Origin of the sequence: Leptogranulimonas caecicola (assembly GCF_023168405.1) — a bacterium.
In the GTDB taxonomy this organism is placed as follows: Bacteria; Actinomycetota; Coriobacteriia; order Coriobacteriales; family Atopobiaceae; genus Leptogranulimonas; species Leptogranulimonas caecicola.
Genome location: NZ_AP025285.1, coordinates 492,681 through 517,699, shown reverse-complemented (window position 1 = coordinate 517,699; position 25,019 = coordinate 492,681). Strand labels below are relative to the sequence as shown.

The following is a 25,019-nucleotide window of genomic DNA, read 5'->3' as shown; positions in this document are numbered from 1 at the left end:
GGTCGGGCCTCCTTTTAGTCGAAAATCTCCGGCCGCATGTGCGGGAAGGGCAGCACGTCGCGGATGGAGGGTTGATCGCATAGCAGCATGGCCATGCGGTCCATACCAATACCAATGCCACCGGTGGGCGGCATGCCGTACTCGAGAGCACGGACGTAGTCCTGGTCGTATTCCATAGCCTCGTCATCGCCGGCTGCCTTGGCAGCTACCTGGTCGGCGAAGCGAGACTCCTGATCTACCGGGTCGTTGAGCTCGGTAAAGGCATTCGCGTACTCGTGGCCGCAAATCACCAGTTCGAAGCGGTCCGTCAGGCGAGGATCGGAAGGCTTGCGCTTGGCCAGAGGCGACACCTCGACGGGATAGTCGCAGACAAAGGTGGGGTTCACGATAGTCTGCTCTACCAACTCGTCGTAGAGATTGAACAACAGTTTGCCTGCGCCCCACGAGGGCTCCCAAGCCAAGGAGTGCTTGTCATTCTCGGCACGAAGCTCTTCTAAAGAGCTGTCGATGGAGAGCTCGCGACCGCACACCTCGCTTACCAGCTCGGCCATGGTAGCCGAGCGCCAGGTGCCAGAAAGATCGACCTGGGTACCCTGGTAGACGATCTGCTCGCTGTCGCAGATCTCATGGCAGGCAGCCTTGAAGATGCCTTCAGCCAGCTCCTTCATACCCTCGATGTCGCTATAGGCACGATAGGCTTCCAGCGTGGTGAACTCGGGGTTATGGGTTTGGTCCATGCCCTCGTTCCTAAACTGGCGGCCGATCTCGTAGACGCGGTCCATACCGCCCACGATGAGGCGCTTCAAGTGCAGCTCAGTGGCGATGCGCAGGTAGAAGTCCATGTCCAGCGCATTGTGGTGGGTGATGAAGGGACGGGCATTGGCGCCGCCCAGGGTGTACTGCAGGATGGGGGTCTCCACCTCGTAGTAACCCTCGCCGTCCATATAGCGTCTCACTGCGGCGATCATGCGAGAGCGCTTCTTGAAGGTCTCCAGCACATCCGGATTCACGATCATGTCGGCGTAGCGCTGACGATAGCGTGTCTCTTTATCCGAGAGGCCGTGGAACTTCTCGGGAAGAGGACGCAGGGCCTTGGAAAGCATCACCAGGCTGTGGGGCGCCACAGAGAGCTGGCCGCGGCGGGAGCGCATCACCGGCCCGGTAACTCCAATGATATCGCCCAAGTCCACCGTCTTGAGCAGCTCCCAGTCTGACTCGGAGAGGTTGTTGACGCGGAAGAACAGCTGGATCTGACCCTGGCGGTCCTGCAAGCTCAAGAAGGCGATCTTGCCCTGGTTGCGAATGGCGCGCACGCGGCCAGCCATGGTTACCACATCGTCGGTGAACTCGCCGTCAGGCAAGTCCTTATAACGCACTTCAAGATCTGCGGAGAACGCGGTGGGCTCAAAGTGAGACGGATAAGGACTCACTCCTGCATCCAGCATGGCCTGGCGCTTGGCACGGCGCAGCGTGCGCTCGTCGGTGGTGGTTTGGGTGTCCGTATTCTCAGCCATGGTTGCTCCTTGATGGTGGAGGGATTAGTGAAGTGCCATTAACGCAAAGCGCCTGCCCCAGGTATTCCCAAGACAGGACGCTCGCACCTATGAATTGCTATCAGATTAGAGGCGCTCGATATCGTCAATCTGATAAGTCCTGGTCATACCGTTGGGAGAGGTGACAGTCACGGTCTCGCCTTTGGAGTGGCCGAGAAGGGCAGCGCCTACCGGGGACTCCGTTGAGATCTTGTGCTCCAACGAATTGGTCTCTGTGGTACCTACGATAGCCAGGGTAAGCGTTTTGCCTGAATCCTTGTCGAGAACGGTGACCTTGGAGCCGATAGACACCATGTCGCCCAGTGCAGAAGACTCGATGGTGATGGCGTTGGCGAGAATCTGGCGAATCTCATTGCAACGAGCCTCATTGCGAGCCTGCTCCTCTTTAGCGGCGTCATACTCTGCGTTCTCGGAGAGGTCGCCAAAGTCTTTGGCCGTCTTGATAGCCTCAGTGATCTCCTTGGCATGTTCTCCTTCGCGCCACGCAAGCTCATCTACGAGTTTCTGACGGCCTTCGGGAGTGAGCTGGACCTGAGAAGTAGCCACGGGCAAAACCTTTCCTTAGTAAGACACAACACATAGGGGCAACGCCGGTTACCCAAGGCCCTATGATACTCGGGCCATGAGAAGACGGGGGCCTCTTCAGAGATTCCCCGTCTTCTCAAGATAATGCACTAAAGGGCGCTCAGGCCTGTGTGGACAAAGCAAAAGAGCCAGTTACTCCTGGTCGTCCTTGTCCTCGTCCACCACGTCGACATCCTCTGCCTCGATCTTCTTGGGATCTTTGGCGTCCTTGGAGTCTTCGCTCTCCATGCCCTCGCGAATGTTCTTGACGGTCTTGCCCAGAGAGGCACCGAGCTTGGGGAGGTTCTTGGGCCCGAAGATGACCAAAACGATGACGAGGATGATGATAAGCTCTGCCGGACCCAAACCACCTAACATGGGGACCTCCTAGATAGTGAGCCGCGCATCTCTTAAGAAGTCAGCGGCAGGTGAGTCAAACGAATTACTCGGAAGAGTATAAGCGCCATTCATTGAAATCACAAACCCACCACCAGTCCCCTGAAATAATTCTGCACATCACTTCATCAGCAGGCCTGCTTTTCTTTAAGGCTTCTTATTCATTTCTTTTTTATTAACGTTACTCCTCCCCTCTTTATCCCTCGCCCTAAGCTGCGCACAATGCCTACCTAAGCAAAGGCACACACCCGCCTATGACAAAGGGTCATTTGCGAGGAGCCTTGGTTAAGGAGTAACGCCCATGTTCGTAGCTGCCGCCCTCATTCTTAGCAACCTAATTATTAGCTAGCTCGGGGTGCAGCAAACTCGCCCCGGGCTCATCTGGGGCGGCTTTCATTGAGTACGAATGTTATAAGCCGCTGGGTATCACCGGGCGGCTTTTTTCATGGCCACCCACAGCGGAACCGGGCGTGTCACGCCGCATTAAGAAAGGGTTGGTTTTCTCATGAACGGATTAGTGCTCGTAGTTTTAGTAGCGGTGGCGTTAGCTGCCGGCTACCTGCTCTATGGTCGATGGCTCGCTCACACCTGGGGCGTAGATCCCGACGCTCTCACCCCCGCACGCCGCATGGAGGACGGACAGTCCTACACTCCCGCCTCGCGCTTTACGGCCTTCGCCCATCAATTTAGCTCGATCTGCGGCGCAGGGCCCGTTACCGGCACCATCGTGGCCATGATGTTTGGATGGCTCCCTGTGCTTCTTTGGGTGCTGGTAGGCGGCGTGTTCATGGGCGCAGTCCATGACTTTGGCGCCCTCTACGCCTCCATGAAGAACAACGGCAAATCGCTGGCTCAATTGCTAGAGAAGTACGTTGGCCGCACAGGTCGCCGCCTCTTCCTTCTGTTCTCCTGGCTCTTCTGCATCATCGTCATCGCTGCCTTCACCTCTATGGTAGCCGGCACCTTTGCCACCGTCGATGGTCCTGATGGCCTTGTAGACTTCACCCGCTCCTATGCTGGCGGCGTCGCAGGCACCATCTCTGTGCTCTTCACTTTTGTAGCCATCGCATTTGGTTGGGCGTGCCGTCGCTTCTCCCTCACTGGCGTCAAGCAGTTTGCCTTGGGTTGCGCTCTTATCCTTGGCATGTTCGCCGCTGGCATGGCTATGCCTATCTATCTCAACACCGTGGGCTGGGTAGCTGTAGTCATGGTCTATCTGGTCTTTGCTGCGGCCATGCCCATCCAAACCCTTAAGCAGCCCCGCGACTACCTCACTGTCATCATGATGATGGCCATGATCCTCTGTGCAGTTGCTGGCATCGCAGTGCTCGCCTTCAACGGTCAAGCCACCATGACTGCACCCATGATCGTAGACGCCGCTACCTTCGACAAGCTTGCCGAGAATGGCGACTACATCTTCCCCGTGCTTTTTGTCTCTGTAGCCTGTGGCGCACTCTCTGGCTTCCACAGCCTCGTATCTTCTAACACTTCTTCTAAACAGCTCGCTAACGAGACTGACGCTCTTCCCGTTGGCTTTGGCGCTATGGTCATCGAGTCTTTTGTAGGCGTTCTGGCCATCGTGGTCGCCGGCATCATGTTTGGCGACATGAACACTGCCGGTACCGGCGCTCTCAATGCAGGTGTCGCAAGCACCCCCTTCCAGATCTTTGCTGCAGGCATTGCTCGCGGTATGACCGCTATGAGCTTCGACAACACCGTAGCTACCGTTTTCATGACCATGAATGTATCTGCATTGGCACTCACCTCTCTTGATGCGGTGGCCCGTATCGCCCGTACCTCTTTCCAGGAATTCTTCTTCGAGGACAAGGAGACCGGTGAGGTAACTGTCCCCACTTCTCTGGCTGGACGCGTAGTGACCAATGTCTGGTTCTCCACCTTCCTCACCCTCGCCTTCGGTTTGGCGCTCACCTTTGGCGGATACCTCAACATTTGGCCCCTCTTCGGAGCCTCCAACCAGCTCTTGGGTGGCATGACTATGATCTGCCTGGCCGTCTTTTGTAAGGCCACTGGCCGTAAAGGCTGGATGCTCTATGTGCCCGTCGCATTCCTGCTGGTATGCACTTTCACCAGCTTGGGGCTCTCTGCGTGGGGCTGTGTTACCGCTCTTGCCGCCGATGCAAGCTTCGCCACTCTTGCCACCAAGGGACTCCAGTTTGTTTTCGCTGTGCTTTTGATGGTGCTGGGCGTCATTGTTGCCCGCCACTGCCTAAGCCAGCTGGTTCACTGCGAGCCTGGCTCCAAGCCCGACGAGGCTCCCCTGTGGACTGAAACCGGTCGTCGCAATGTGGTCTCCCAAGGTCTCGCTTCTCATGAATCTGAAGTGGTCCCCGCAACCGATAGCGAGTAGCACTCATCCGAATAGCTCTCTAAGACCGCATTAACAAGAGACCCCCTAGGTGATTCTCACTACCTAGGAGGTCTCTTTGTGTCTCAATCGTCTTGAAGGACGGTGGGCGCCGTTCCTAGACAGCCATGTCGTCCTCATGAAGCTCGCGCTCAGCTTCCTCGGCTACATCGCGAGGATAGCCGATAAGGTTCTCTTCTTCAGGCACATCCGTAAGAGAAACCTCGTCCCAAGCCTCTTCCTCCACTGCATGAACCACAGTAGGCGTTGCCACAAAGACCACGTAACGAGAGATCACATAGACCACCAGGGCCGTTGCAATGATGGTCTGAATCACTGCAATGACTTCCATGGGTGCAAATGCGTTACCAGAGAGCGCGAGCTCTCCTGCCAACAGCTGGCTGGCCATAGCAGCGATTACAAAGGGAAAGGTAAAGGCAGCAAAGCTGGGATAGAACTGGCGACGCAAGCAAAGCACTGCATTGACCGCAGCGATCACATACATCAGGCAGGCTACGCCCCAAAGGGCCACCAACAGATGAAGGCTTGCAGAAGGGGCGGAATTAATTGCGCCCACGATGCAAAGATTGAAAGGGGCTGCATAGATGCATATCAGGGGCAGTGTGGCTTCAGGACGGCCACGACGTGCCAGATAGCTGACAGTGACCAGCACCACCAACACCAGCAGAGCGATGAGCGCAAACCAGAACACGCCTTCGCCAAAAGCAATGAAACCAAAGGCAGGAGCGGTTACCGAAGCCACTGCGAGGCCCACGTAGGCGATGAACCAAGTCGCAAATACTTGATCAAGCTGGAAGTGGACCACAAAGCGCCAGGTAAAGAATGCGATAAGGGCCATATGCGCTCCAACTGCAGCACCCCAAATGACTGTTGCTACAGGACCCCACCAAGGTACCACCACCGCCATGAGCTGCATGATTGTCATGGGGAATGTGCCAGACACCGATGCAGAAATGGGGTTTTCCATATTCTCATGGAAGAAGTCAGACACCATCACGCATTTTGCTACTAACAAAGCCAGCATCAAAGCGGCTAGCGCGGCGCCTACATAACGGATTCCAGGAATAAATCCATTGAGCAGGTTACCGAGAGCTATGGTACCGAGAGCCACTCCACATATAGGAAACGGGATCCGTTCGATAGCGTCCTTAAACATTGAAGCTCCTTCTCGCACCGATCCATTCAAGGGCCGATTGTCTTCGAACGCATCGATACATCTCTGTTGACGAAGGAAGCTATACCCCTTGTTCCACCCCGGGTATCTGGGGACTACCTGGCAGAAGGTCATAGGGCATGCCATGACAGAAGGGGTAGGCAAGGATACAGATAAGTGGAATCCACATTGCAGCTCCTTCAAAAATCGAAGGTGAAAATACGCAGAATAACACCAGGGACCGCACTCCATAGAAGAGCGCACGCATCGCTCCTTTACGCTTTTTAGTCTCACAGCTCATGCGGATAAAAGAACCACCCAAGGTCGACCCTCCACGGGTCACCGGCACCAGCAGCTCAAAGATGACAAGGCAGATCCAGAAAGTAATCCAAGCTATATCGTCTGCTTTAGCCAGGGGCAGATATCCAGATAGTCCATGGCTGGCTAAGGTGAGCTGTGGCTGAGCTCCCATCATTTCTACTAAGCCATGGCGCTCGAGTATGTAGATCAGAGCAGCATAGAAGCCCACAACCAATAGGGAACAAATCTGGCAAAGACGAAAGTCGATGATGGCTGCTATGCACCGACGAACAAAGCTGGGCTGATACGTAATCGGTGGCACCTCATAGGCAGATTTTGGCCGGATGACTCCTACCAATCGGGCAAAGCCCAGGTCCACTAAGGCACCCAAGGTATTTGACATAAGGTCGTCCACGTCGAAGGTGCGATAGGCATAAGGGTAGAGCCCAAAAAAGCCTGTAAGCTGCGCCGTCTCAATAAGCAGGGAAACTGCAAGGCCAGCCAAAAGTACCTTTAGCCACCTCCACTGCAATCCCCTACAAAGCATGTAGCCCAACGGCACAAACAACGCCACATTAGCAACTATTTGAAAGACGGCTCTTACCCCGTCTTTTTGAATGTCACCAATGAATGCAAACGGATTTAGCTGAGGGGCAACGCCGTAAGTAATGCCCAAACCAGAGCTGCCTTGAGGCATGGGATATAACGTGAAGCAACCGAGTCCAAGCGCATAGAGAACCGCAAGATAGCTCCAAACTAGAGCCGAAAGCGTGAGTCGGCCGCAGCGATGGTAAATCAGTGCCAAAACCGGAATGGTAAGAAGAGCGGATATGAACGGCCATAAGGTAATAGCCATTCGAAATGGGCCAGAAAATGCATGAAGCATAGGGTGACGCCTCTCTGCATAGAATTCTTCTAAGAAAAGCTGCCATAGACAGACAGTCGTAGGTATCCTCGCAAAAGAGACTTTTAGCTTCCATGGATCTTCGTGACATCTAACTGACGTTTTTGAAAGCCTTGAAGATCTAACCCTCCCAATCAGCGCTCTTTGCCAAGGCCTCGCTTCACAGATCGCTATCGCTTGGGAGCTCTATCGCTCGGAAGGTCGTACGTGATCAAGCACATTCTCATGGACCAACAAGTCATGCTTAAACCTAGTGCCACCCGCATAACCGATAATTGATCCATTTGCCCCTAGAACACGATGACAGGGATACACCAGCGGTAGCGGATTGCGTCGTAAGGCCCCTCCAACTGCCTGCGCAGCCATGCGCCCACCGCGCTCTTCCTCCCATTTGCGAGCTAATTGCCCGTAGGTGACAGTAGTGCCTTGGGGTACTTCAGCCAACGATTGCCACACCCATAAACAGAAAGCTGTTGCATCTTCCGGCCATTCCACCTGTACCAAAGCCGACGAGGGGCCGTCCCCTTGAATATAGGCATCAAGCCATGCACCAAATCCACCAAAAGAAACTGGCTCCTCGTTGCTATCGACTGCCTGCATTTTAGTGACTTCTTGGCCTAATACAGCCTTCTCTTGGTCAGAAGGCTCCCTCAGAAGCACTGCACTGAGCTTGTTTGCCCCCACTGCAGTCACAGGGCCCCAAGGAGTATCGAACACTTGCCAGTACTTGATGCGGTCTTGATTCATTGTCCCTCCTTAACTAGGTAACATGCTATTAGGATACACAATCGAACATATGTTCGAATTCCAAAATAGCGGTTCACAAAGCATTCAAAAATAAGAGATGCTCAGTAACCCATAGGCTTCTTGTCATAAACTGGCACCCCCGAAAAGGTCATTTCAGGGGTGCCTTTGTTCTACTTACTCGTTTCCTTGACCGGCTCAGTAATGGCTCCAAGTTTTGGGGGCTCGCCTTTAAAGGTGAATCGCACAGTGAGCGGGCCTTCTGAGTCGACATTCTCGACCAGCACAAACGCTGCTTCCACCCTTTCAAAACCTTGCTTCATGAGCACATGGGCGTAGTAGCGTGCCTGCATTTCATGAAGCTCGCGTGCTTCATGTTCGCTCAACGTTCGCTCGCCGGTTTTGTAATCAACCACCAACGCGTCCCTTGAGCCATCTGTACACAGCAAATCGATGGAGCCCGTGAGGTATCCTGCTTTACCTTCTGAAGAGTCCAGGTATTCTTCGTTTCCCTCTGCAGAGAAGAACGGAGCCTCCCCTTGCACAATTGGATAGCCGAATGCCTCGTTACAGAGCGGGCTTGCAAGCCAGTTGTCCAGTGCGAGCGATAAACGATCCGTGGCCTGCTCGTTTAGCTCCCGGCTTTTTGCTACTGCCAAAATACGCTGTCGGGAAGGCTTTGCGCGCAGATTAGCCGCTATGCGCGCCAGCTCATGGAATGCATCACCAAAGCACAACGGATCTTCCCCTGTGCTTTGAGGTGGTGCCCAAGGGGTGTAAGACTCTTGCATATTCTGCACGTCGTCCTCAGCAGCCAAAGCCTCGAGAGTCTCTGCTTGATGGCGGTCAGAGGTGTAACTATGGATGTCGTCGCTGGATTTCCAACGACGGAGAGGGGCTGCGGGTTTGAGTGCTTCGTACATAGCAAAACGCTGAGCAGCGGGTACCTCTTCTATCTCCGGCTCATCCTCTGTGTCTTTTTTCTCTATTACTACAGTCTCAATCACACCCTCCTCTTGACCGCCAAAATCAAATCGAGTCACACCCAGTTCTTTTGGCACTTCGCCAACTAAGGAGGACAAATAATAGGCTGCCAACTGGGGGGAGATACCACACTTATGTATATCAGTATTTATACCTATTACCAATGCCTCACGAGCACGCGTAAGGGCCACGTAAAGTAGGCGCGCAGCTTCCTGGCGATCCCTATCTTCTTTTATTTCCTCTAGGCTTAGGCGCCAATCAAGACCGGTCTTTATCTGGTCTTTTTCATAGCCAACCTTTGCAAGATTGCCTTCGGCCCAACTCTTTGCTTTGCTTATAATCCCCTCATCAAGACCAGTAAGCTTGCTTAAAGTTTTTGGATCATAGCTTAATGCAAGACTATGGATTCCCTGACTTGAACAGGCTAACAGGCGTTTTCTTTTATCACCTGAACTGTCATCAAAGGCCTCAGCGATTGCTACTACGGGAAACTCTAGGCCCTTCGAAGCATGAATGGTCATTATCTGAACCGCATCCGCATTTTCAGTAGAGAGGGTTGAAGGACCTTTCTTCGCTACGCTCAACCAATCTGAAAAAACCTTTGGAGCACGACTGTAGCCGAGACCTCGCTTGTCTATGATCTCATCTATGCAACGAACACACTCCAGAAGGTTAGCCTGCCTTGCGAGGCCTTGAGGGCCTTCGTGGCCCAAACGAGCCAACCATCCAGATTGCTCACACACGTCTCTTACTGTTTGAGACACGGGCTTTGAAGCCATGGTTTCCCTGGCTTTTTGCAACACCGCAATTGCATTCATCAAACGTGGAGAAGGGGTTCTTCCTAACACTCGTTCTATATCGGGAGCTGGAGTAAGCAGAGCGTCGGCAAAACCTTTGGCACGTCCCCCCTTCGATAAAAACAGGAGATCTTCGTCGCTCAAATCAAACATGGGACTCTGCAATAGAGGCAGCGTTCCTCTATAGCTATCGCGCGGATTGGCTAAGGTCCATAAAAGGGCTTGAATGACGTGGACCTCAAGAGAACGGGCAAAAGAAGAGCCAGCAGTCACTAAGGCTTCCAGGCCGTGTTCTCGCAGCGACTTAATATAAATATCCACATTATTAAGGCCGCGTAATAAGAGCGCCATGGAACCTACGGATACACCCTGCTTATGAAGAATCTGGAAACGATTCGCTATCTGATCTGCCACCGACTTTATAGCAAGACTCTTTTTTGCCCCGTAATTAGCTGTGTGTTCTATCACCACACGGGGCTCTTCCGCAGGAGGATAGCCATCTTTCCTTTCGTCGAAGGCTTCCAAATCCATAAATCCTTCCAGGATTCCAGAATCCCCTAACGAATGCTTTACAAAGCGAAGTATGTCGTCATGGCTTCGATAGTTGTGATTCATGCGCACCAGACGATCTAAAGACCTATCGCGAACCCGTCGATATTCTTCAACGTCGGCGCCTCGGAATCCATAGATCGACTGTTGTCCATCACCCACATAGCAAATATGGTCATCTCCGCCTGCGAGAAGCCGCACTATTTTGAGCTGCTGAGGATCTGTGTCTTGGGACTCGTCGACCATCACCAGTCGGAATCTATTGGCATAACGCTTGGCAATAACTGGGTTACTCTCAAGAGCCCTAAGCGTAAGAGAAAGCAAATCGTTGTTGTCTACAACACCACGTTCTACCTTAAGATGGTTATATCGTCCACCAATAAGCTGTGCAAGTTTTAGAAGATTATTCTCCTGCTGACGTAAGGGTTCATAGGCAACCTGCATAAGCGCATCACCAAGTTGTCCTCTAAAAGTATAAAACAGCGCCTTGGCATCCTTTGAAAAAGAGCCAGCTTTAAGATCTGCCTCTAGAAACCTCTCGCAGAAGTCAATCAATCCCTCTTTTTTTACCTCTGGCATGTCAGCCAACAATGCCAATTCTTCTGCCAGTTGAGTGACCAAAGGCATCTTCTTATAACCCGCAGTACCTTTATTAGGTCTCCATACAGCCAGTAGATCCTGTAATGCCAAAGAGCACTGGGTCACAAGATAGCGGAGAGAAGGCGCCTCTCCAGGAAAACGGATGCCAGAAAAGCCTTCAGGAGAAGAAGCCGCTAGCTCTGCAATAGCCAGCGCCATCTCTAGCGCAGAAGGCGTGTTGTTACTGCCGGATTTAGACTCTTCAGCAACGCCTTCTTCTGAAGCAGCATTCATAGCACTGCCATAGAGCCTATAAAGCTCTGCAAACTCCGGATCAGAACGAGTAACACTTGCAACATCGCTCGCAGCCCGAGAAAGCAGATAGCTCTGCTCATGACCTTGGACTACCTCAAAGCTGGGATCTATGCCGGCTTCAAGCGCACTCTCGCGCAGGATGCGCTCGCACATGCCATGAATGGTTGAGATCCATGCTCGATCAACTTCAAAAGCCGCTTGATGCATCCCTCGTGAGACGAATTCTTCGCGTACACGTTCGCGAATCTCAGAAGCCGCCTTATTGGTGAATGTAATGATAAGCACTTGATCCAAGTCATCTAGGTAGGCTCTTCCGGTTTCTGGATCAGGAGTAAGCGCATGAACCAATCGCTGCACGAGTGTAAATGTCTTGCCAGATCCGGCACCCGCTTCTACAAAAAGGCCTCTGCCGAGAGTGTCCACAATAGATTGTTGAGCATTATCAAGCGTGGGCATAGTTATTTCCTCTTATCGCAGCCGAGCACCGGACAATTCTTGCAAGCATTGCTATCAACAGGCTTGGCGTATACATCACCAGCGAACATGCCGTTGATAGCTTGAGCAGCACATTCTTCAGCTCGACCGAGCACCTCATCGAAAGTCGCAGAAAGAGTTCTTGGATTCATGCGAGCATAGCTACCCTCATACATCGGATGCAGAGAGGATCTCACCAGAGCCATATCTGCCATGCCCTCTTGTCCCGGGTTTGATCCCGTCATGAGATAGAGGCCGCCTACGGCAGTAAGCTCAGGGAAGAGCTGCTTTAAGACCGATGCATAAAGAAATGCCTGAATATATCGGGGTTGCCACTCCTCCAGTGCTATGGGAGGAGCATCCTGTTTCCTTGAAGGCAAAAGATACTTGCCAGCAGCAGAGCTGCTCTTGTAGTCAATTACTAATGCATGCCCCTCGCCATCCACATCGATGCGATCGATGTATCCGCGAAAACGAGTTCCTCCATAGGTAATGACTTGATCTTCAAAGCCAAACCGGTACTCGAAAGCCTGAGGGGTAAAGCCCTCAAAGAAGAGCCAGTTGTCTGTCACAAGTTTCTCAAGATTGGTCTCAGTAAAGGCCAGATCCTGCTCTTCTGCATAACTGTGTGGGATGGGCATGGTGTTATCAGACTCACCCAACATCCCCTCTGTGACCGCCTCAGCAAAACAATGCTTAAGAGTCTCGATCATAGATTGCTCGTCTTTGATGCCCTCTTGCACCGCTGAGCGAACAGTCCTCTCCAAGGTCTTATGAACCAAATTGCCCTTTTCCAGCGGAGAGAACTCTGCATCCAGCGTATTGGTAGGCAGTCCATACTCGAAGAACCATCGCCTAGGGCACGCCATATAATGCTCGAGTGCAGTAGGTGACAGTACGGGTACATCGGTTTGCTGCCCACGCTTCTTGAGCGCCAATTCCAAGGTCTCACCTTTAAGTAACTCGGGGCCTGAAGATTCCTCCACCAGGCTTGGCTCCGGCTCAAAACCGTTAAGCGATAGGTTGGCCGCCACCAGATCCTCTCCGCGCTTTACCGACGTTGGCTTCTCCTTATAAAGCGACAGAAGCTCTGAGAGCGCCGGAGAAGGATGAGTGGGCATAGCCTCGGTATCTCTAAGGCTTCTTTCAATCAACAGGCGGTGAGTAGGAATAGCCCAGATGGTAAAGGCCTGCGACCTCACCACCTCGTCTGGCGCCACGCCTTCGGGCATGCCGAGAAGAGCCAACAACTCAGGCAGAGCTCCACGAGGAGACGACACGGGATTCTCGGCAGAAGTTTGTCCACTCCAGAGCACAGTCCCTACAGTTTGGGGAGCCCAAGCTTCGGCTGCAGCTGGATTGATCATCTCTACTTGACAGCGCACATCTCCCTCAAACACGCCGCGTTCAAAGGAGCAAGGAAGGTTTTTCACCTCTAAGAGCGACAGGATGAGCGCTGCGTGGGTCTGAGGATCATCGGGGACGATGTCTGCAATTTCTAACTCGTAGGCTGCTTGAGCTACCAAGCCAAGGGCAGAAAACACCTCAGGCTGCTTGGCATTCTTGGCATTTGCCTGCATCACTGCAGCTGCTTGCACCCAATTGTTCTCTCCAAGGGCTTCGAGGGCAGCTTTCAGCGGAAGATTATGGGCCGCCAGCGCATGGAGGTCTTCCAAGACTTGGGCGGGAGCCAATGTGCGCAAACCACGCCAGACCTGATCGGCTTTGTACGCCTCAGTTTGATCTACTCCAGAGAATGAAGAGAGCAAGAAGTCCACGACGTCTCGGGGTGGCCACCAGCGCCTGTCGGCTTCTGCAGACTCCTCCAAAAGACGGGCCGCCTCCTCATCCACAGAGGAAGACTCTTTCTTTTGGGCCCATTGCCAATGGTCTTTAAGAGCCAGGAGCTGACTCACTTGGATGCAGAATCCCAAAAAGATGTTAACTGCTTTGTTTTGAGCCGCAGGGGCGACCCACGACGCTCGAACACCAAGACCGCGAGCTGCAAGTTTTGATGATAGCAAATCCCAAAGATGCTCGACGTCTTGGGTAATGGCCAATATGTGGTCGGCGCCCTCATCGGCTACTTCTACCAGCGCGCGAGCCATAAGCTCCGCCTCCGCTTCAGGGCCTGCTGCTTCCAACAACACAACCGAACCCTGGGGATCGATGCGGGCACCTTCTTCGCCAAAGGCATTGCGAACCAGCTGGGCAAGCTCAGGAGTGCGCAAATCAAGGGCCACACGACTTGGCACCTCTTGCAGAGCCCCTACTTGAGCACCTGCCTGATTCGCGCTACGACTTACCAAACCAGCACTGGAAAGGGCGGCGCTCCCTGCAGGATTATCTGGCGCAGAACAGGCATAGTGCAGATCCCGAACGCTCGCAAGCTGGCCCAGTAGCCCCGCAGTTAAAGGATCAATGTTGGAAAATCCAGTGGCCACCATACAATAGATGGGTTCCGTACTATCCTCACCCAACGCAGCAGGAATTGCGGCATACAGATCAGAGCGGGTGATGAGCTGCTGCGACTCAAGAAGGCTCGTCGCTTCCTGGGCTTTCGCCACTGCTTCTTTTTGTTGCTCTGAAAGTAAATCGTCCTGATAGTCATGCTTGCGTAGCAGTCCAGATGCTCGTTGGGCAAGGTTTGCTATGAGAGCCACATAGCCTCGGGAGGCTTCAAGACCCAGCACTTTCCAGGCGGCTAATCGCGCATCGCCTAAAGTTGCGGGTTTTCTGCCGTCGCCCACGCGTGCCCAGAGTCCCTGAGCCCATGCAAGAGGCGTCTGAACATCAATATTGAACGCTAATCCCAGATCTGCCAACTCTTTGCGCACTCGAAGCGCAATGGTTGAGGAGGGTACCAGCAGCACACAGGGCTCTTTTTCTTGAGCAGCCTGTCTAATAAGCCCCATAGCTGCAGTGCCGAGCACCTGACCATCATGATCAAGATAGTTATAAAGCGCCACGAATGTCCTCCCAAGCCATAAAGAACTTCCTGCGTTGCAGCCCCTAGATTGCCTGAGCCTAAGCCTTAACAATCCTGACGCGTGAAATCTCAAAACTCTCGATAGCTACCTGCGCCCCAGCGATCCAGGCACCGTTTTGGTAGGTAGATGCTTGCCGATATGTCCCACAATAATCTTTTTACGATCTGCATCGTAAAGAAGATAGATGCGCATGGCACCCTCTTGAATGTTGCCAGAGTTGCCTACCTTGATGTGATTGACCATAAGCTGGTCTTTGCCCTGGTACCTAAAGGTGCGCGCCCGCCTGCATTCCTCGATGGCCAGCGTCTCTTGAGACTCATTGGCGGCGTACTCAAACCCGCTCTTATTGCGAAACTCCCGTGCCACATCGACACCGTACTCGCGATTGGTGGCACGCAGAGGCCAGAGCACATCGTGCAGAGACAAGAGGCTTCTCCAATAGCGGTCCAAATCGCCTCCGCGATAATTGCGAGCAGACTCATAGGCGCTCTCAAGAAACTCCACCCGGTCTTGAAGCCCCGCAAACAGCCGCACACACTCTTCGAGGTTGGTGGGCAGCGTACGAATCACGTCCAGAGGCCCTGCCACCGGAGTTATGTCCACCTCGTCTTCTTGACCCGCCTGAGCCAACGACGCCCTGAGCCTTCTCGCCTCATTTTCTAGAGTAGAAATTTGAATGGCATGAGCTCGATCTTGAGCCTCTCTGGCCGCACGCTCCTGCTCCAGCTGGTCGCCGGCGTCTCGCAGCTGCTCTAGCTCTTCTGTCATTGCAGCCACTGCGATTTCTGCCTGTTGCAAAGCCTGCTGAGCTTCTCGATATTGAGCCTCTGCCATGCGCGTGCGTTCCAAAAGCTCTTGGCGCACTTCGCGTCGAGCAACATCCACCGCCGCATCTTCACGCACTTTAGCCGCACGGCGCTCCTGAGCCACAGCCTTGCGCACTGCCTCTCGCAGAGCCTCCTCTTGAGCTGTCTGTTGTCCATAAAACGAGGCAGAGACGCTTTCAAGCGCCTCCCCAAAGCTTTGGAACTCCAGCTCTGGCCGAGAAGAGCCCGCCTCCTGAGCTTCCTCTTCTTTGGCAGATCCCGGTCTTTGAGAAGCCAGCGATTTTTGCGTGCGGCTCAGCTGCTCTGAAAGCCATTGGGAGATCTCGCTCGCGCGCTTCTCAAGGACTTCGTAGTCAGTGGTTGTGCGAGCTGATGCTTCTTCTGGCTGCCCTATCAAAAACTTTTCGAGGTTTTGAGGCCAGTCCACCTCCAGCGGACTCGCTACAGGCGCTTTGGGGGCCAGCAATAGTTTTATTGTCCAGGGGCGAGCACCAAAGGGGCCCGCACTGGCAAATAGAGGGTCTTTTGCAGGTAGAAGCGGTTTTTTGGACCTATCGCGAGCAGATGCTTCTTGAGCACCGTTTTCATAACCAGCTTCTGTCATATCGCGACCCCCCTCCCAAAGATAACGCGCTCCTCATTACCACTCACTATAGCCAATATATCTCTCAGCAAGTCCTGTTACCGTACATTTGTTTGTACTTACTACGGGACACCCGCGCTCTAGCAGCTCAAATAGCTAAGGGTTTCTCGGCCTGTAAGGCGCTCCCCATGGAGCCTTCACGTATCGAAGAATAAAAAAGCCGAAGACCTTACAGGGCCTCCGGCTGTCATTGACTGGTCGGGTTGACTGGATTTGAACCAGCGACTTCTGCGTCCCGAACGCAGCGCTCTACCAAGCTGAGCCACAACCCGAACGGGTGAAAATTCTAACACGTCGGCGACCCGCGCGCAGCCTAAACTTGCGCTTCTGAGCAAACTCACCAGACAGAACAACCGACACGCACGCCACTTGAGACTGCGAAGCAAAACGCCTCGATGCCTACGGCAGGGCGCGCCAGCCGTCCTCGACGATGCGGCAGCCATAAGGGGTGGAAGACACGGCCCTGGACCACCAGCCAAGACGGGCGGCCTCGGTGGCTGCGACGTCGGCGGCGCCAGCGTCGCGGCAAAGCCCAAACACGCAGCTCCCCGAGCCTGTGACCAGGGCGTTTAACACTCCTGGCTGGGCCGATAAAAACTGCGCCACCTGACGGGTCGCAGGCAAAAGCTCGAAGGCAGCGGGCTCCAAGTTGTTGGCACAGGCTGCGGCCATGGCATCTACATTGGCAGCAGCGACGGCGTCCACCAGGGGCTCCAGCGGGGCAGCCGGCTCTGGATGGGCGTCAAAGGCCTCATAGGCTCGGGGCGTGCTCACGCCCACTCCCCCAGGGCGCACCAGGACCGCATGGAACGGCACTGCCGAGAAGGTCTCCTCAAGCTGGTCGCCTGCACCGCCCATTAGCGCAAGGCCGCCGGTCAAGAAGAAGGGGACGTCGGCGCCAACGGAGGCTGCCACTCCGTGGACCAGAGGGTCGAAAGGATCGATGCCCCAGGCAGCACAAAGGCCCAACAAGACGGCGGCAGCGTCGGCAGAGCCGCCGCCTAGGCCGGCTTGGGCGGGAATGGTCTTGTCGAGGGTGATGGCCACATCTGCGGGGCGATCCAGGGCCTCGGCAAAAAAGAGGGCAGCCATGGAGGCCGTATTGTTCTCCATAGAGGTGCGCACCGAGGGTCGGCAGATCAAGGAAAGCCGGTCTGAGGGCTCAAGGGTCACTTGGTCATAAAGACCTACCGTGCCCATAAGAGTGGAGAGGCGATGGTATCCCACAAGCGTGCGCTGCAAGCTCACTCCCAGATAAAGATTGATCTTAGCCGGTGCCTGCACCACGATACGCTGGATAGCCATAGCCCCTCCATTGCGCGAGGGCGGCTCCAAGGGTATCCCCTGACAGCCGCCCCAATGGTTCTTGCTGCTTGTAAATTACTCCTGCGCCTGCTGCTCGCCCACAAAGTCAAAGAGGGGATCGCCGGACTCGGTATCAAAAAGCTCCACGGTGCCGGTAAGCACATCCACATACTGGTAGCTCTGGCGGGCCTTGCGGCCGCGACGCTCCTCTACCTCGACCATAAACAGCGACGGATGAGCGGAGACCAAGGTGCCCGTGCGCTCGACAATGCGGGAGCGGCCCATGTTGGCGCGCACCTTGATGCGGGAACCCGTGAGATGAGCCAGAGACTTATGAATCTGGTCTACGCGGTTTACGGACGGAATTTCGTTCTCCATGCCTTCACTCCAAACTTAGGCCCGGCCCTTCGCAGGCGCCTCAAAACCGCTGGGCACCAAAAGGCCATATTGCGGCCAATGATGATTAGCAAGGATCTATACTAACTCTTTGCGCCAAAAGGAGAAAGTACTCCACCGACCACGCATATCCTAAGGCCTGAGGGGCAATAAACCTTCGTTGCAGCTCTTGCACCTCACCTATCGAGAGAAGGTTACATCTATGAATGAACAGCGCCTTCAGCAGGTACGAAGCAATTTGCGCCTTATGGACCTCGACCAGATGGTCATTGTGGACCCCGTCTCCATCGCCTACCTCACCGGTTACAAGAATGATCCCATGGAGCGCTTCCAGGCTCTCTATGTAGCCGCAGATAACGAGCCAACAATCTTTGTGAACAAGCTCTTCCCCGACCCGTCGGACTATGTGGACTCCATCATCACCCTGGATGACACCGACGATCCCATCGACGCTTTGGCCCAGCTCTGCATCCACGATGCCCCACTGGGCATCGACCGCGGCCTTGAGGCCCGCTGGCTGCTCCCCCTCATGGACGCCCAGGCCGCCAGCGCCTATCGTCTGGCTTCAAGCGCGGTAGACGACGCCCGCGCCCACAAGGATCCCACCGAGCAGCAAGCTATGGCAGAAGCCTCGGCCATCAACGACCAGGGTATGGCATGGCTCGAGTCCCAAATTCGCGAGGGCGTCACCGAGCGCCAGATCGCAGAGGGCCTTGAGGCCGAGTATCGTCGCCTAGGTGCCTGGGGCAACTCCTTTGCTCCCATCGTCTCCTTTGGCGCCAACGCGGCAGACCCTCACCACGAGCCCGACGACACCAAGCTTACCCGCGGCCAGTGCGTGCTCTTTGACGTGGGCTGTGCCGCCAACGACTACTGCGCCGATATGACCCGCACCTTCTTCTTTGGCGAGCCCTCAGAGGAGTTCGAGCGCGTTCACGCCACCGTGGTGGCCGCCAACCGCGCCGCCGAGGCCATGGTTGCCCCCGGCGTCACCTTCGCCCAGATCGACGCCGCTGCCCGCCAGGTCATCGAAGACGCAGGCTACGGCCCCTACTTCACCCATCGCCTGGGCCACTCCATTGGCCTGGAGGTCCACGAGCCCGGCGACGTCTCCAGCGCCCACAACGATCCCGTCGAGCCCGGCATGTGCTTCTCCATCGAGCCCGGCATCTACCTGCCCGGCCGCTTTGGCGTGCGCATCGAGGACCTGGTCATCGTCACCCAGGACGGCTGCCAGGTGCTCAACCACTATCCCAAAGACTTGGAGTGCATCAAGGCGTAATGCCTTGCCGAGAAACCCGCGCCTCCTGAGCTGATGCAGCTTCCTTACCCTGAGATACGAAAAGGAGGGGTGGGGCATATCCCACCACAGGGCTCAACTCAGAGGAAACAGTGCCAAAAGACTCTTGCCCCAAGTAATGTAGGCCTAATATTTAATCGGTAACACTAGGCGAGTTTTTCTATTGCTGGGTTTGAAAAGCGCAGGCTTTTCAATATTTGCAGTCAGGTTCCATGACCGTATCAGCGATTACAACCAAGGGCATATAGTAAAGTCAACAGTCTGTAACACTTGCGGAGAGAGCCGAGCGACTCTTAGAAATAGAGTCTGGGGTTCAGATAAACAAATGTGCTTCGAAATCAAACCAGCCTCTTAGAATAGATAGCTAGAAATTGGGACGTTGACCTGTGTCAACGTCCCAATTCACAGCACACTTTTTGTCCTATAAGCCTCTTATGGCGCTAATGAAAAAGTCGCATCCTTTCGAATGCGACTTTTTCATTAGCGCTCTATTTATCAGGTTTTCGATCAGCCTCATCCTTCCTAGAAGGACGAAGCCTTAGTCCTCCTGGGGGCAGAGGGACAGGGCCTCGTCGTCTGCCACGACCACGCAGTTGGTGTGGAGCTGCAGGATGGAGGCGGGGCACTGGGGGGTCACGGCGCCGTAGATCATGTCATAGACTGCCTGAGCCTTGTCGGCGCCGGTGGCAGCCACCACGATCATGCGGGCGTTCATGATGGTCTGCACGCCCATGGTGTAGGCCTGGCGAGGCACGTCTTCCTCTTTCTCGAAGAGACGGGAGTTGGCCTCGATGGTGGAAGGGGTGAGATCCACACACTGGGTGCCCTTGGAAAAGGCCTCTGCAGGCTCGTTGAAGCCAATGTGGCCGTTGCGGCCGATGCCCAGGAGCTGCAAGTCCACATAGCCGGCGGCCTTGACCATGGAGTCGTAGTCTGCGCAGGCCTCGGCAGCGTCCATGTTGGAGCCGTCGGGCACGTGGGTATTGGCCTTGTCGATGTTGATGTGATCAAAGAACTGATGATTCATGAAGTAGCGGTAGCTCTGGGGATCGTCGCCGGTAAGGCCGCGATACTCGTCCAGGTTGTAGGTGGACACCTCGGAGAAGTCCACATCACCCTTCTTGTACCAGTCGATAAGCTGCTGATAGGCGCCGATGGGGGTGGTGCCGGTTGCCAAGCCCAGCACGCAATCGGGCTTGAGAATGACCTGGGCAGAGATGATGTTGGCCGTCTTGCGGCTCATGTCCGCATAGTCTTTCACACGAATGATCTTCATGGCTTCTCCTGTTCAGCCGCACTCTAGGACTCTTAGTCGCCAGTATGGCACGGTAATCCTTACGGCCCGCGCCGCGCCTGTCGCAATCGACAAATGGACAAAGGTATACCGGCTTTAAGGCACCCAGTGACCCAGGAGATGCGCATAGGTCGCCAGGCATGCGCAAGGATTTTAAGATGGCGCGAGCCCTCGATCCCACCCCTTAGAGCTGGGCGGCCAGCGCCTGCAGCGCCTTGAACCGGTGGGAGATGGCATTCTTTTGCTCAGGGGTGAGCTGGGCCATGGTGAGCCCCGGCGTGGCCTCAGGCAAGAAGTAAGGGTCGTAGCCAAAGCCGTGCTCCCCTACCCCCTCATAGCCAATGGCGCCTTCGCAATCGCCCTCGCCAGCCAGATAAGAGCCGTCGGCGGGATCGACCAGCACCACGCAGGAATGGAAGCGGGCAGTGCGCTCAGGCTCAGGCACATCTGCCATCTCACGGGCCAGCTTGGCGTTGTTGGCCGCGTCGTCGCCATGATGGCCGCACCACCTGGCCGAATGAATTCCTGGCGCCCCATCCAGCGCATCCACTACCAGGCCCGAATCGTCTGCCACCGCACGCAAGCCCGTAGCCTCCGCTGCCGCCCGGGCTTTGATGAGCGCATTGGCCAAGAAGGTGTCGCCGTCTTCTTCCGGCTCGTCGAACTCCCCCAGCTCCCCTAAGGCCTTGAACTCCACCTCAGGCATGACGGGGGCCAAAATCGCTTCTATCTCTGATACTTTGTGAGGATTGCCGGTGGCAACCACGATGGTCTCGGGCATAGGGAATCCTTTCTAGGTGAGAGGGCGCGGTCTTCTCGGCAGGGAAGGTGTGAGAAGCGCGCCAAAAGAACAGGGTGAGGCGTGCGGACTTCTCGGCATTAAGGGTACCGAGAAACGCCGACACGGGCAGCTGGGAAGCGTCGAGCTCTGCCCGTCCACGGAGCCCACACGTCACTATGCCACCATAGGGGTCCTGATACTGTGGAGAGAGGCGGACATGGCAAGCGATCGTCCTATTGGAGTGTTTGATTCGGGATTGGGTGGGCTCACGGTGGCCCGCGCCATTGCCACGGAGCTTCCGCAGGAATCCATCGTGTACTTTGGCGATACGGCTCGGTGCCCCTACGGCGAGCGCTCCCAAAAAGAGGTTCGGCAGTTCGTGGGGCAGCTCTCGCGCTGGTTCGAGCGCCAGAACGTAAAACTGCTGGTCATCGCCTGCAATACCGCCACTGCGGCAGGCCTGGCGGCTGCCCAATACATGCTGGACATCCCGGTGCTGGGCGTCATCGTGCCCGGAGCACGGGCGGTGGTGCAGGCCACTCACAGCCGCAAGGTGGGGGTGCTGGCCACCAAGGGCACCTGCGAGTCGGGGCAGTACCCTCGTGCCATCCACGCCCTGGACTACGGCGTGAAGGTGTGGCAGGCGCCCAGCCCGCGCTCGGTGGAGATCGTGGAGCGCGCAGTGGCCGCGCCCCATGCCATGGGGCGCGACTGGATGGCCGATAAAGACTATCTGGACACCTCTGAGATCCTTGGGGTGGCCCAAGAAGACCTCACCCCTCTCATGGGCCACGGCATCGACGCGGTGATTCTAGGATGCACCCACTTCCCGCTGCTTAAACAGGTCTATCAGCGGGTGTTGGGGCCCGAGGTCTCCATTGTGAGTTCTGCCGAGGAGACCGCCCGCGAAGTGCGCGAGTATCTAGCCCGCTCCTGCGATTTGGCCGACGCCACCCACGATGCGCGCTACCGCTTCGCCACCACCTCCTCTGAGCTGGCAGCTTTTTGTGTAGCCGGAGAATATATCTTTGGTCGCGCCCTGGAGAGCGTGGAGCATGTGGACGTGGAGGAGCTAGAAGCCCTGAGCGTCCCTCAGCTCTCCTAACCGTGACGACGCCCCTACTTATTGGAGATCTATGTCTATTGATGCCCCTCGCTTTGACGGCCGTGCGCCGGCCGACCTGCGCCCCGTAACCCTCACCCGAGAAGTGATGAAAAACGCCCAAGGCAGCTGCTTGGCTGAGTTTGGCGACACCCGGGTGCTATGTGCCGCCACTATCGAAGAAGGTGTCCCAGCCTGGCGAAAAGGCAGCCACGAGGGGTGGGTCACCGCAGAGTATGCCATGCTGCCTGCCTCCACCTCCACTCGCACCCGCCGCGAGCAACGGGGGCGCAAGGGCCGCTCCATGGAGATCGAGCGCCTCATTGGCCGCAGCCTGCGCACCGTGGTGAACATGAAGGCTCTAGGAGAGGTCACCGTTACCGTGGACTGCGACGTCATCCAGGCCGACGGAGGCACCCGAACCGCCAGCGTCACCGGCGCCTGGGTGGCCCTCCATGACGCGCTGGCCCACTGGGTCAAGGCCGGCCGCATCCCCCGCATTCCTCTTATCGGCCAGGTGGCCGCGGTTTCCATGGGCATCGTGGACGGCCGCTGCCTATTGGACCTGGCATATCAGGAAGACTCCCATGCCGAGGTAGACATGAACCTGGTTGGCACCGCCACCGGCACCATCGTGGAGATCCAGGGCACCGGCGAACAGATGGCGTTCTCCCGCGACCAGCTAAACCAGCTATTGGACTTGGGCCAAGCAGGCCTTGCCACTCTCCTGGAGCTCCAGCGCAAGGTCACAAGCTGGCACTAAGGAACACCCATGGTTCTCCTGCACGCCGGTCCAGTTCTTGGATCCAGACACCCATTGCCCCATTTGGTCCCTAGGGCCGCAGTCAAGAAAAAAGGCCACCGACACCAAGCCGATGACCTCGTAAAAGTCTGGTGGGCGATAAGAGATTTGAACTCCTGACCTTGTGCTTGTAAGGCACCTGCGCTACCACTGCGCCAATCGCCCGTGCGAGAAAGAAGTCTAACACAGGCGGGAGGCTCTTCTCGGCAAAACAGACAACCTGCAAATCTCGAAACGGACATCTCATGAATTCGATCACGCTTCAAGACCTGGCCAACCTTCTTACCAGCAAAAGTATTGCCACCGCGCTGGTGGGAGATCCATCTTGTCAGGTGTATGGATGCGCCTGCGACTCACGCGCAGTAGAGTCTGGCAACCTTTTTGTGTGCAAGGGCGCGGCGTTTAAGCCAGTCTTTTTGGACGCTGCCCTTGGCGCGGGTGCCGTTGCCTATCTTTGCGCTGCTGAGAGAGAATCCGAGCTAGCTCTGCAAGCCCCTGGTATCCCTCATCTGGTATGCACAGATCTTCGTAAGGCCATGGCCTATGTCTCGGCTGCCGCCTGGGGTTACCCAGATCAAGACCTCACCATCATTGGCGTCACCGGCACCAAAGGCAAGACCACCACCACATGCCTCATTCGCTCCATGCTCGACAGCGTGTTGCCTCGGCCCTGCGCTTTTATGGGCACTCATGACATCTTCGACGGCGTGAACACCTACGAGTCCGCAAACACCACCCCTGAAGCCCCCGACCTTTGGCGCTACTTGGCCCATGCGAAGGAGGCAGGCCTCACCCATGTGGTCATGGAGGTCTCCAGCCAAGCGCTCAAATACGACCGCACGCTGGGGGTTCACTTCTCGGTAGGATGCTTCCTCAACATTGGGCACGACCATATCTCTCCGGTGGAACACCCCTCTTTCGAGGATTACCTGGACAGCAAGCTGCGCATCTTTGACCAAGCCACAACCTGCGTGGTGAACCTTGACACCGACCACTATGCAGAGGTTGCCCGCGCGCTTGCCACCAGCAACTCCACCGCGCTTACCTACAGCCTGGATAATCCTGCAGCCAACGTCTATGGGTCCTGCATCAAACCCCAGCAGGGAGGCACCCGCTTTGTGGCCCATACCCCCCAAGGCGCCTCCAAGGTATTCATCGACCTTTTAGGCGCCCACAACGTGGAGGATGCCCTGGCCGCCATCGCCTGCGTCGAGGCATCGGGGGTCGACGGGCTGCAATGCACGAAAATCCTCTCTAACGTGCGAGTACCTGGGCGCATGGAGCTGTTTTCCACCGCCGACAAACGCCTCACCGCCATTGTGGACTACGCCCATAACGACGTATCCTACCGGCGCTTTTTCGAGACCGTGAAGCAGTACTTCCCCACGGCCTATATCATCTCGCTCTTTGGCGTCTCGGGTGGCAAAGCACTGGACCGTTATGAAGACCTGCCCCGCATCGGGTCGCAGTTTTCAGACTACGTTATTTTGACTTCTGATGATCCTGGTCCCATCGACCCCACCACGCTTCTGGACGAGATAAGCGCCTATGTGGCACCAGATACACCCTATGAGAAGATCCCCTATCGCCCTCAAGCGCGGCTGCGTGCCTTTGAGTTGGCTCAGGCCCAGGCCGCACAGGATAAAACCCCTGTAGTGATGTGTCTCTTGGGCAAGGCCGATGAGGGATCAGTGCGCATCCACAACATAGACGTACCGCAGGAGTCAGACGTATCTGCCAGCGCCCACATGATCGCCTGGTACGACGCGGTGCATAAAGAGGACTAGCATCGCGGGGCATCTGACACCTCCGGCTCGCTCCAAAACGCCGGGGACTCAACGCTCTCTGGCATGGAGAAAGCCTTGGCCACCAGGTGACCAA

Annotated in this window: 18 protein-coding genes and 2 tRNA genes; 5 read left to right on the top strand and 15 right to left on the bottom strand. The window is 55.7% G+C overall.

Annotated elements, in window-relative coordinates:
* Positions 1-14 precede the first annotated feature (14 nt).
* The 3 genes from lysS to tatA form a co-directional block, all read right to left on the bottom strand.
* The gene (lysS, locus tag OR601_RS02235) at positions 15-1,514 is read right to left on the bottom strand and encodes a lysine--tRNA ligase (RefSeq protein ID WP_265592065.1); all 1,500 of its coding nucleotides are present in this window, start codon (positions 1,512-1,514) and stop codon (positions 15-17) included.
* A 105-nt stretch (positions 1,515-1,619) separates the two neighbouring features.
* On the bottom strand, positions 1,620-2,099 hold the full coding sequence (gene greA, locus OR601_RS02230; RefSeq protein ID WP_265592064.1) for a transcription elongation factor GreA: 480 nt from the start codon (positions 2,097-2,099) through the stop codon (positions 1,620-1,622).
* A gap of 171 nt (positions 2,100-2,270) precedes the next feature.
* Positions 2,271-2,495 carry a twin-arginine translocase TatA/TatE family subunit gene (gene tatA, locus OR601_RS02225; RefSeq protein ID WP_136012356.1) on the bottom strand — a complete coding sequence of 75 codons (225 nt, stop codon included), beginning with the start codon at positions 2,493-2,495 and terminating at the stop codon, positions 2,271-2,273.
* Positions 2,496-3,018: 523 nt separating this feature from the next.
* Here tatA and OR601_RS02220 point away from each other — a divergent pair.
* Positions 3,019-4,881: a carbon starvation CstA family protein gene (locus OR601_RS02220; RefSeq protein ID WP_265592063.1), complete on the top strand. Its 1,863-nt coding sequence runs from the start codon at positions 3,019-3,021 to the stop codon at positions 4,879-4,881.
* 115 nt (positions 4,882-4,996) lie between these two features.
* Here OR601_RS02220 and OR601_RS02215 read toward each other — a convergent pair whose 3' ends face one another.
* From OR601_RS02215 to OR601_RS02175, 9 genes are all read right to left on the bottom strand, one after another.
* A complete protein-coding gene (locus OR601_RS02215; protein ID WP_265592062.1) occupies positions 4,997-6,055 on the bottom strand; it encodes a TDT family transporter in 1,059 nt (352 codons plus the stop codon).
* 79 nt (positions 6,056-6,134) lie between these two features.
* Entirely contained in the window at positions 6,135-7,238 is a 1,104-nt protein-coding gene (locus OR601_RS02210; RefSeq protein ID WP_265592061.1) for a VanZ family protein, read from the bottom strand.
* 204 nt (positions 7,239-7,442) lie between these two features.
* Positions 7,443-8,003 carry a methylated-DNA--[protein]-cysteine S-methyltransferase gene (locus OR601_RS02205; protein WP_265592060.1) on the bottom strand — a complete coding sequence of 187 codons (561 nt, stop codon included), beginning with the start codon at positions 8,001-8,003 and terminating at the stop codon, positions 7,443-7,445.
* 170 nt (positions 8,004-8,173) lie between these two features.
* The gene (locus OR601_RS02200; RefSeq protein WP_265592059.1) at positions 8,174-11,680 is read right to left on the bottom strand and encodes a UvrD-helicase domain-containing protein; all 3,507 of its coding nucleotides are present in this window, start codon (positions 11,678-11,680) and stop codon (positions 8,174-8,176) included.
* 2 nt (positions 11,681-11,682) lie between these two features.
* A complete protein-coding gene (locus OR601_RS02195; RefSeq protein ID WP_265592058.1) occupies positions 11,683-14,667 on the bottom strand; it encodes a PD-(D/E)XK nuclease family protein in 2,985 nt (994 codons plus the stop codon).
* A 105-nt stretch (positions 14,668-14,772) separates the two neighbouring features.
* Positions 14,773-16,119 carry a coiled-coil domain-containing protein gene (locus OR601_RS02190; protein ID WP_265592057.1) on the bottom strand — a complete coding sequence of 449 codons (1,347 nt, stop codon included), beginning with the start codon at positions 16,117-16,119 and terminating at the stop codon, positions 14,773-14,775.
* A gap of 234 nt (positions 16,120-16,353) precedes the next feature.
* Positions 16,354-16,430, bottom strand: a tRNA-Pro gene (locus OR601_RS02185).
* A 127-nt stretch (positions 16,431-16,557) separates the two neighbouring features.
* Positions 16,558-17,463, bottom strand: a complete 906-nt coding sequence (gene ispE / locus OR601_RS02180) for a 4-(cytidine 5'-diphospho)-2-C-methyl-D-erythritol kinase (protein WP_136012349.1) — start codon at positions 17,461-17,463, stop codon at positions 16,558-16,560.
* A gap of 75 nt (positions 17,464-17,538) precedes the next feature.
* Complete coding sequence (locus OR601_RS02175) at positions 17,539-17,841, bottom strand: Veg family protein (RefSeq protein ID WP_136012348.1); 303 nt, start codon at positions 17,839-17,841, stop codon at positions 17,539-17,541.
* A gap of 220 nt (positions 17,842-18,061) precedes the next feature.
* Between OR601_RS02175 and OR601_RS02170 the strand changes: the two genes are divergently transcribed.
* The gene (locus tag OR601_RS02170) at positions 18,062-19,141 is read left to right on the top strand and encodes a M24 family metallopeptidase (RefSeq protein ID WP_136012347.1); all 1,080 of its coding nucleotides are present in this window, start codon (positions 18,062-18,064) and stop codon (positions 19,139-19,141) included.
* A gap of 556 nt (positions 19,142-19,697) precedes the next feature.
* Here OR601_RS02170 and nagB read toward each other — a convergent pair.
* Complete coding sequence (gene nagB / locus OR601_RS02165) at positions 19,698-20,435, bottom strand: glucosamine-6-phosphate deaminase (protein ID WP_136012346.1); 738 nt, start codon at positions 20,433-20,435, stop codon at positions 19,698-19,700.
* 202 nt (positions 20,436-20,637) lie between these two features.
* Positions 20,638-21,234 (bottom strand): RdgB/HAM1 family non-canonical purine NTP pyrophosphatase, encoded by a 597-nt coding sequence (rdgB, locus tag OR601_RS02160; RefSeq protein ID WP_136012345.1) that lies wholly within the window; start codon positions 21,232-21,234, stop codon positions 20,638-20,640.
* A gap of 217 nt (positions 21,235-21,451) precedes the next feature.
* On the opposite strand from rdgB, the gene murI reads away from it, so the two are divergent.
* Positions 21,452-22,339 (top strand): glutamate racemase, encoded by an 888-nt coding sequence (gene murI, locus OR601_RS02155; RefSeq protein ID WP_265592056.1) that lies wholly within the window; start codon positions 21,452-21,454, stop codon positions 22,337-22,339.
* A 31-nt stretch (positions 22,340-22,370) separates the two neighbouring features.
* The gene (gene rph, locus OR601_RS02150; protein ID WP_136012343.1) at positions 22,371-23,099 is read left to right on the top strand and encodes a ribonuclease PH; all 729 of its coding nucleotides are present in this window, start codon (positions 22,371-22,373) and stop codon (positions 23,097-23,099) included.
* Between the two features lie 129 nt (positions 23,100-23,228).
* Here the strand turns inward: rph and OR601_RS02145 are convergent.
* Positions 23,229-23,303, bottom strand: a tRNA-Val gene (locus OR601_RS02145).
* Between the two features lie 80 nt (positions 23,304-23,383).
* Between OR601_RS02145 and OR601_RS02140 the strand changes: the two genes are divergently transcribed.
* Positions 23,384-24,925 (top strand): Mur ligase family protein, encoded by a 1,542-nt coding sequence (locus OR601_RS02140; protein ID WP_136012342.1) that lies wholly within the window; start codon positions 23,384-23,386, stop codon positions 24,923-24,925.
* Positions 24,926-25,019: the final 94 nt, after the last annotated feature.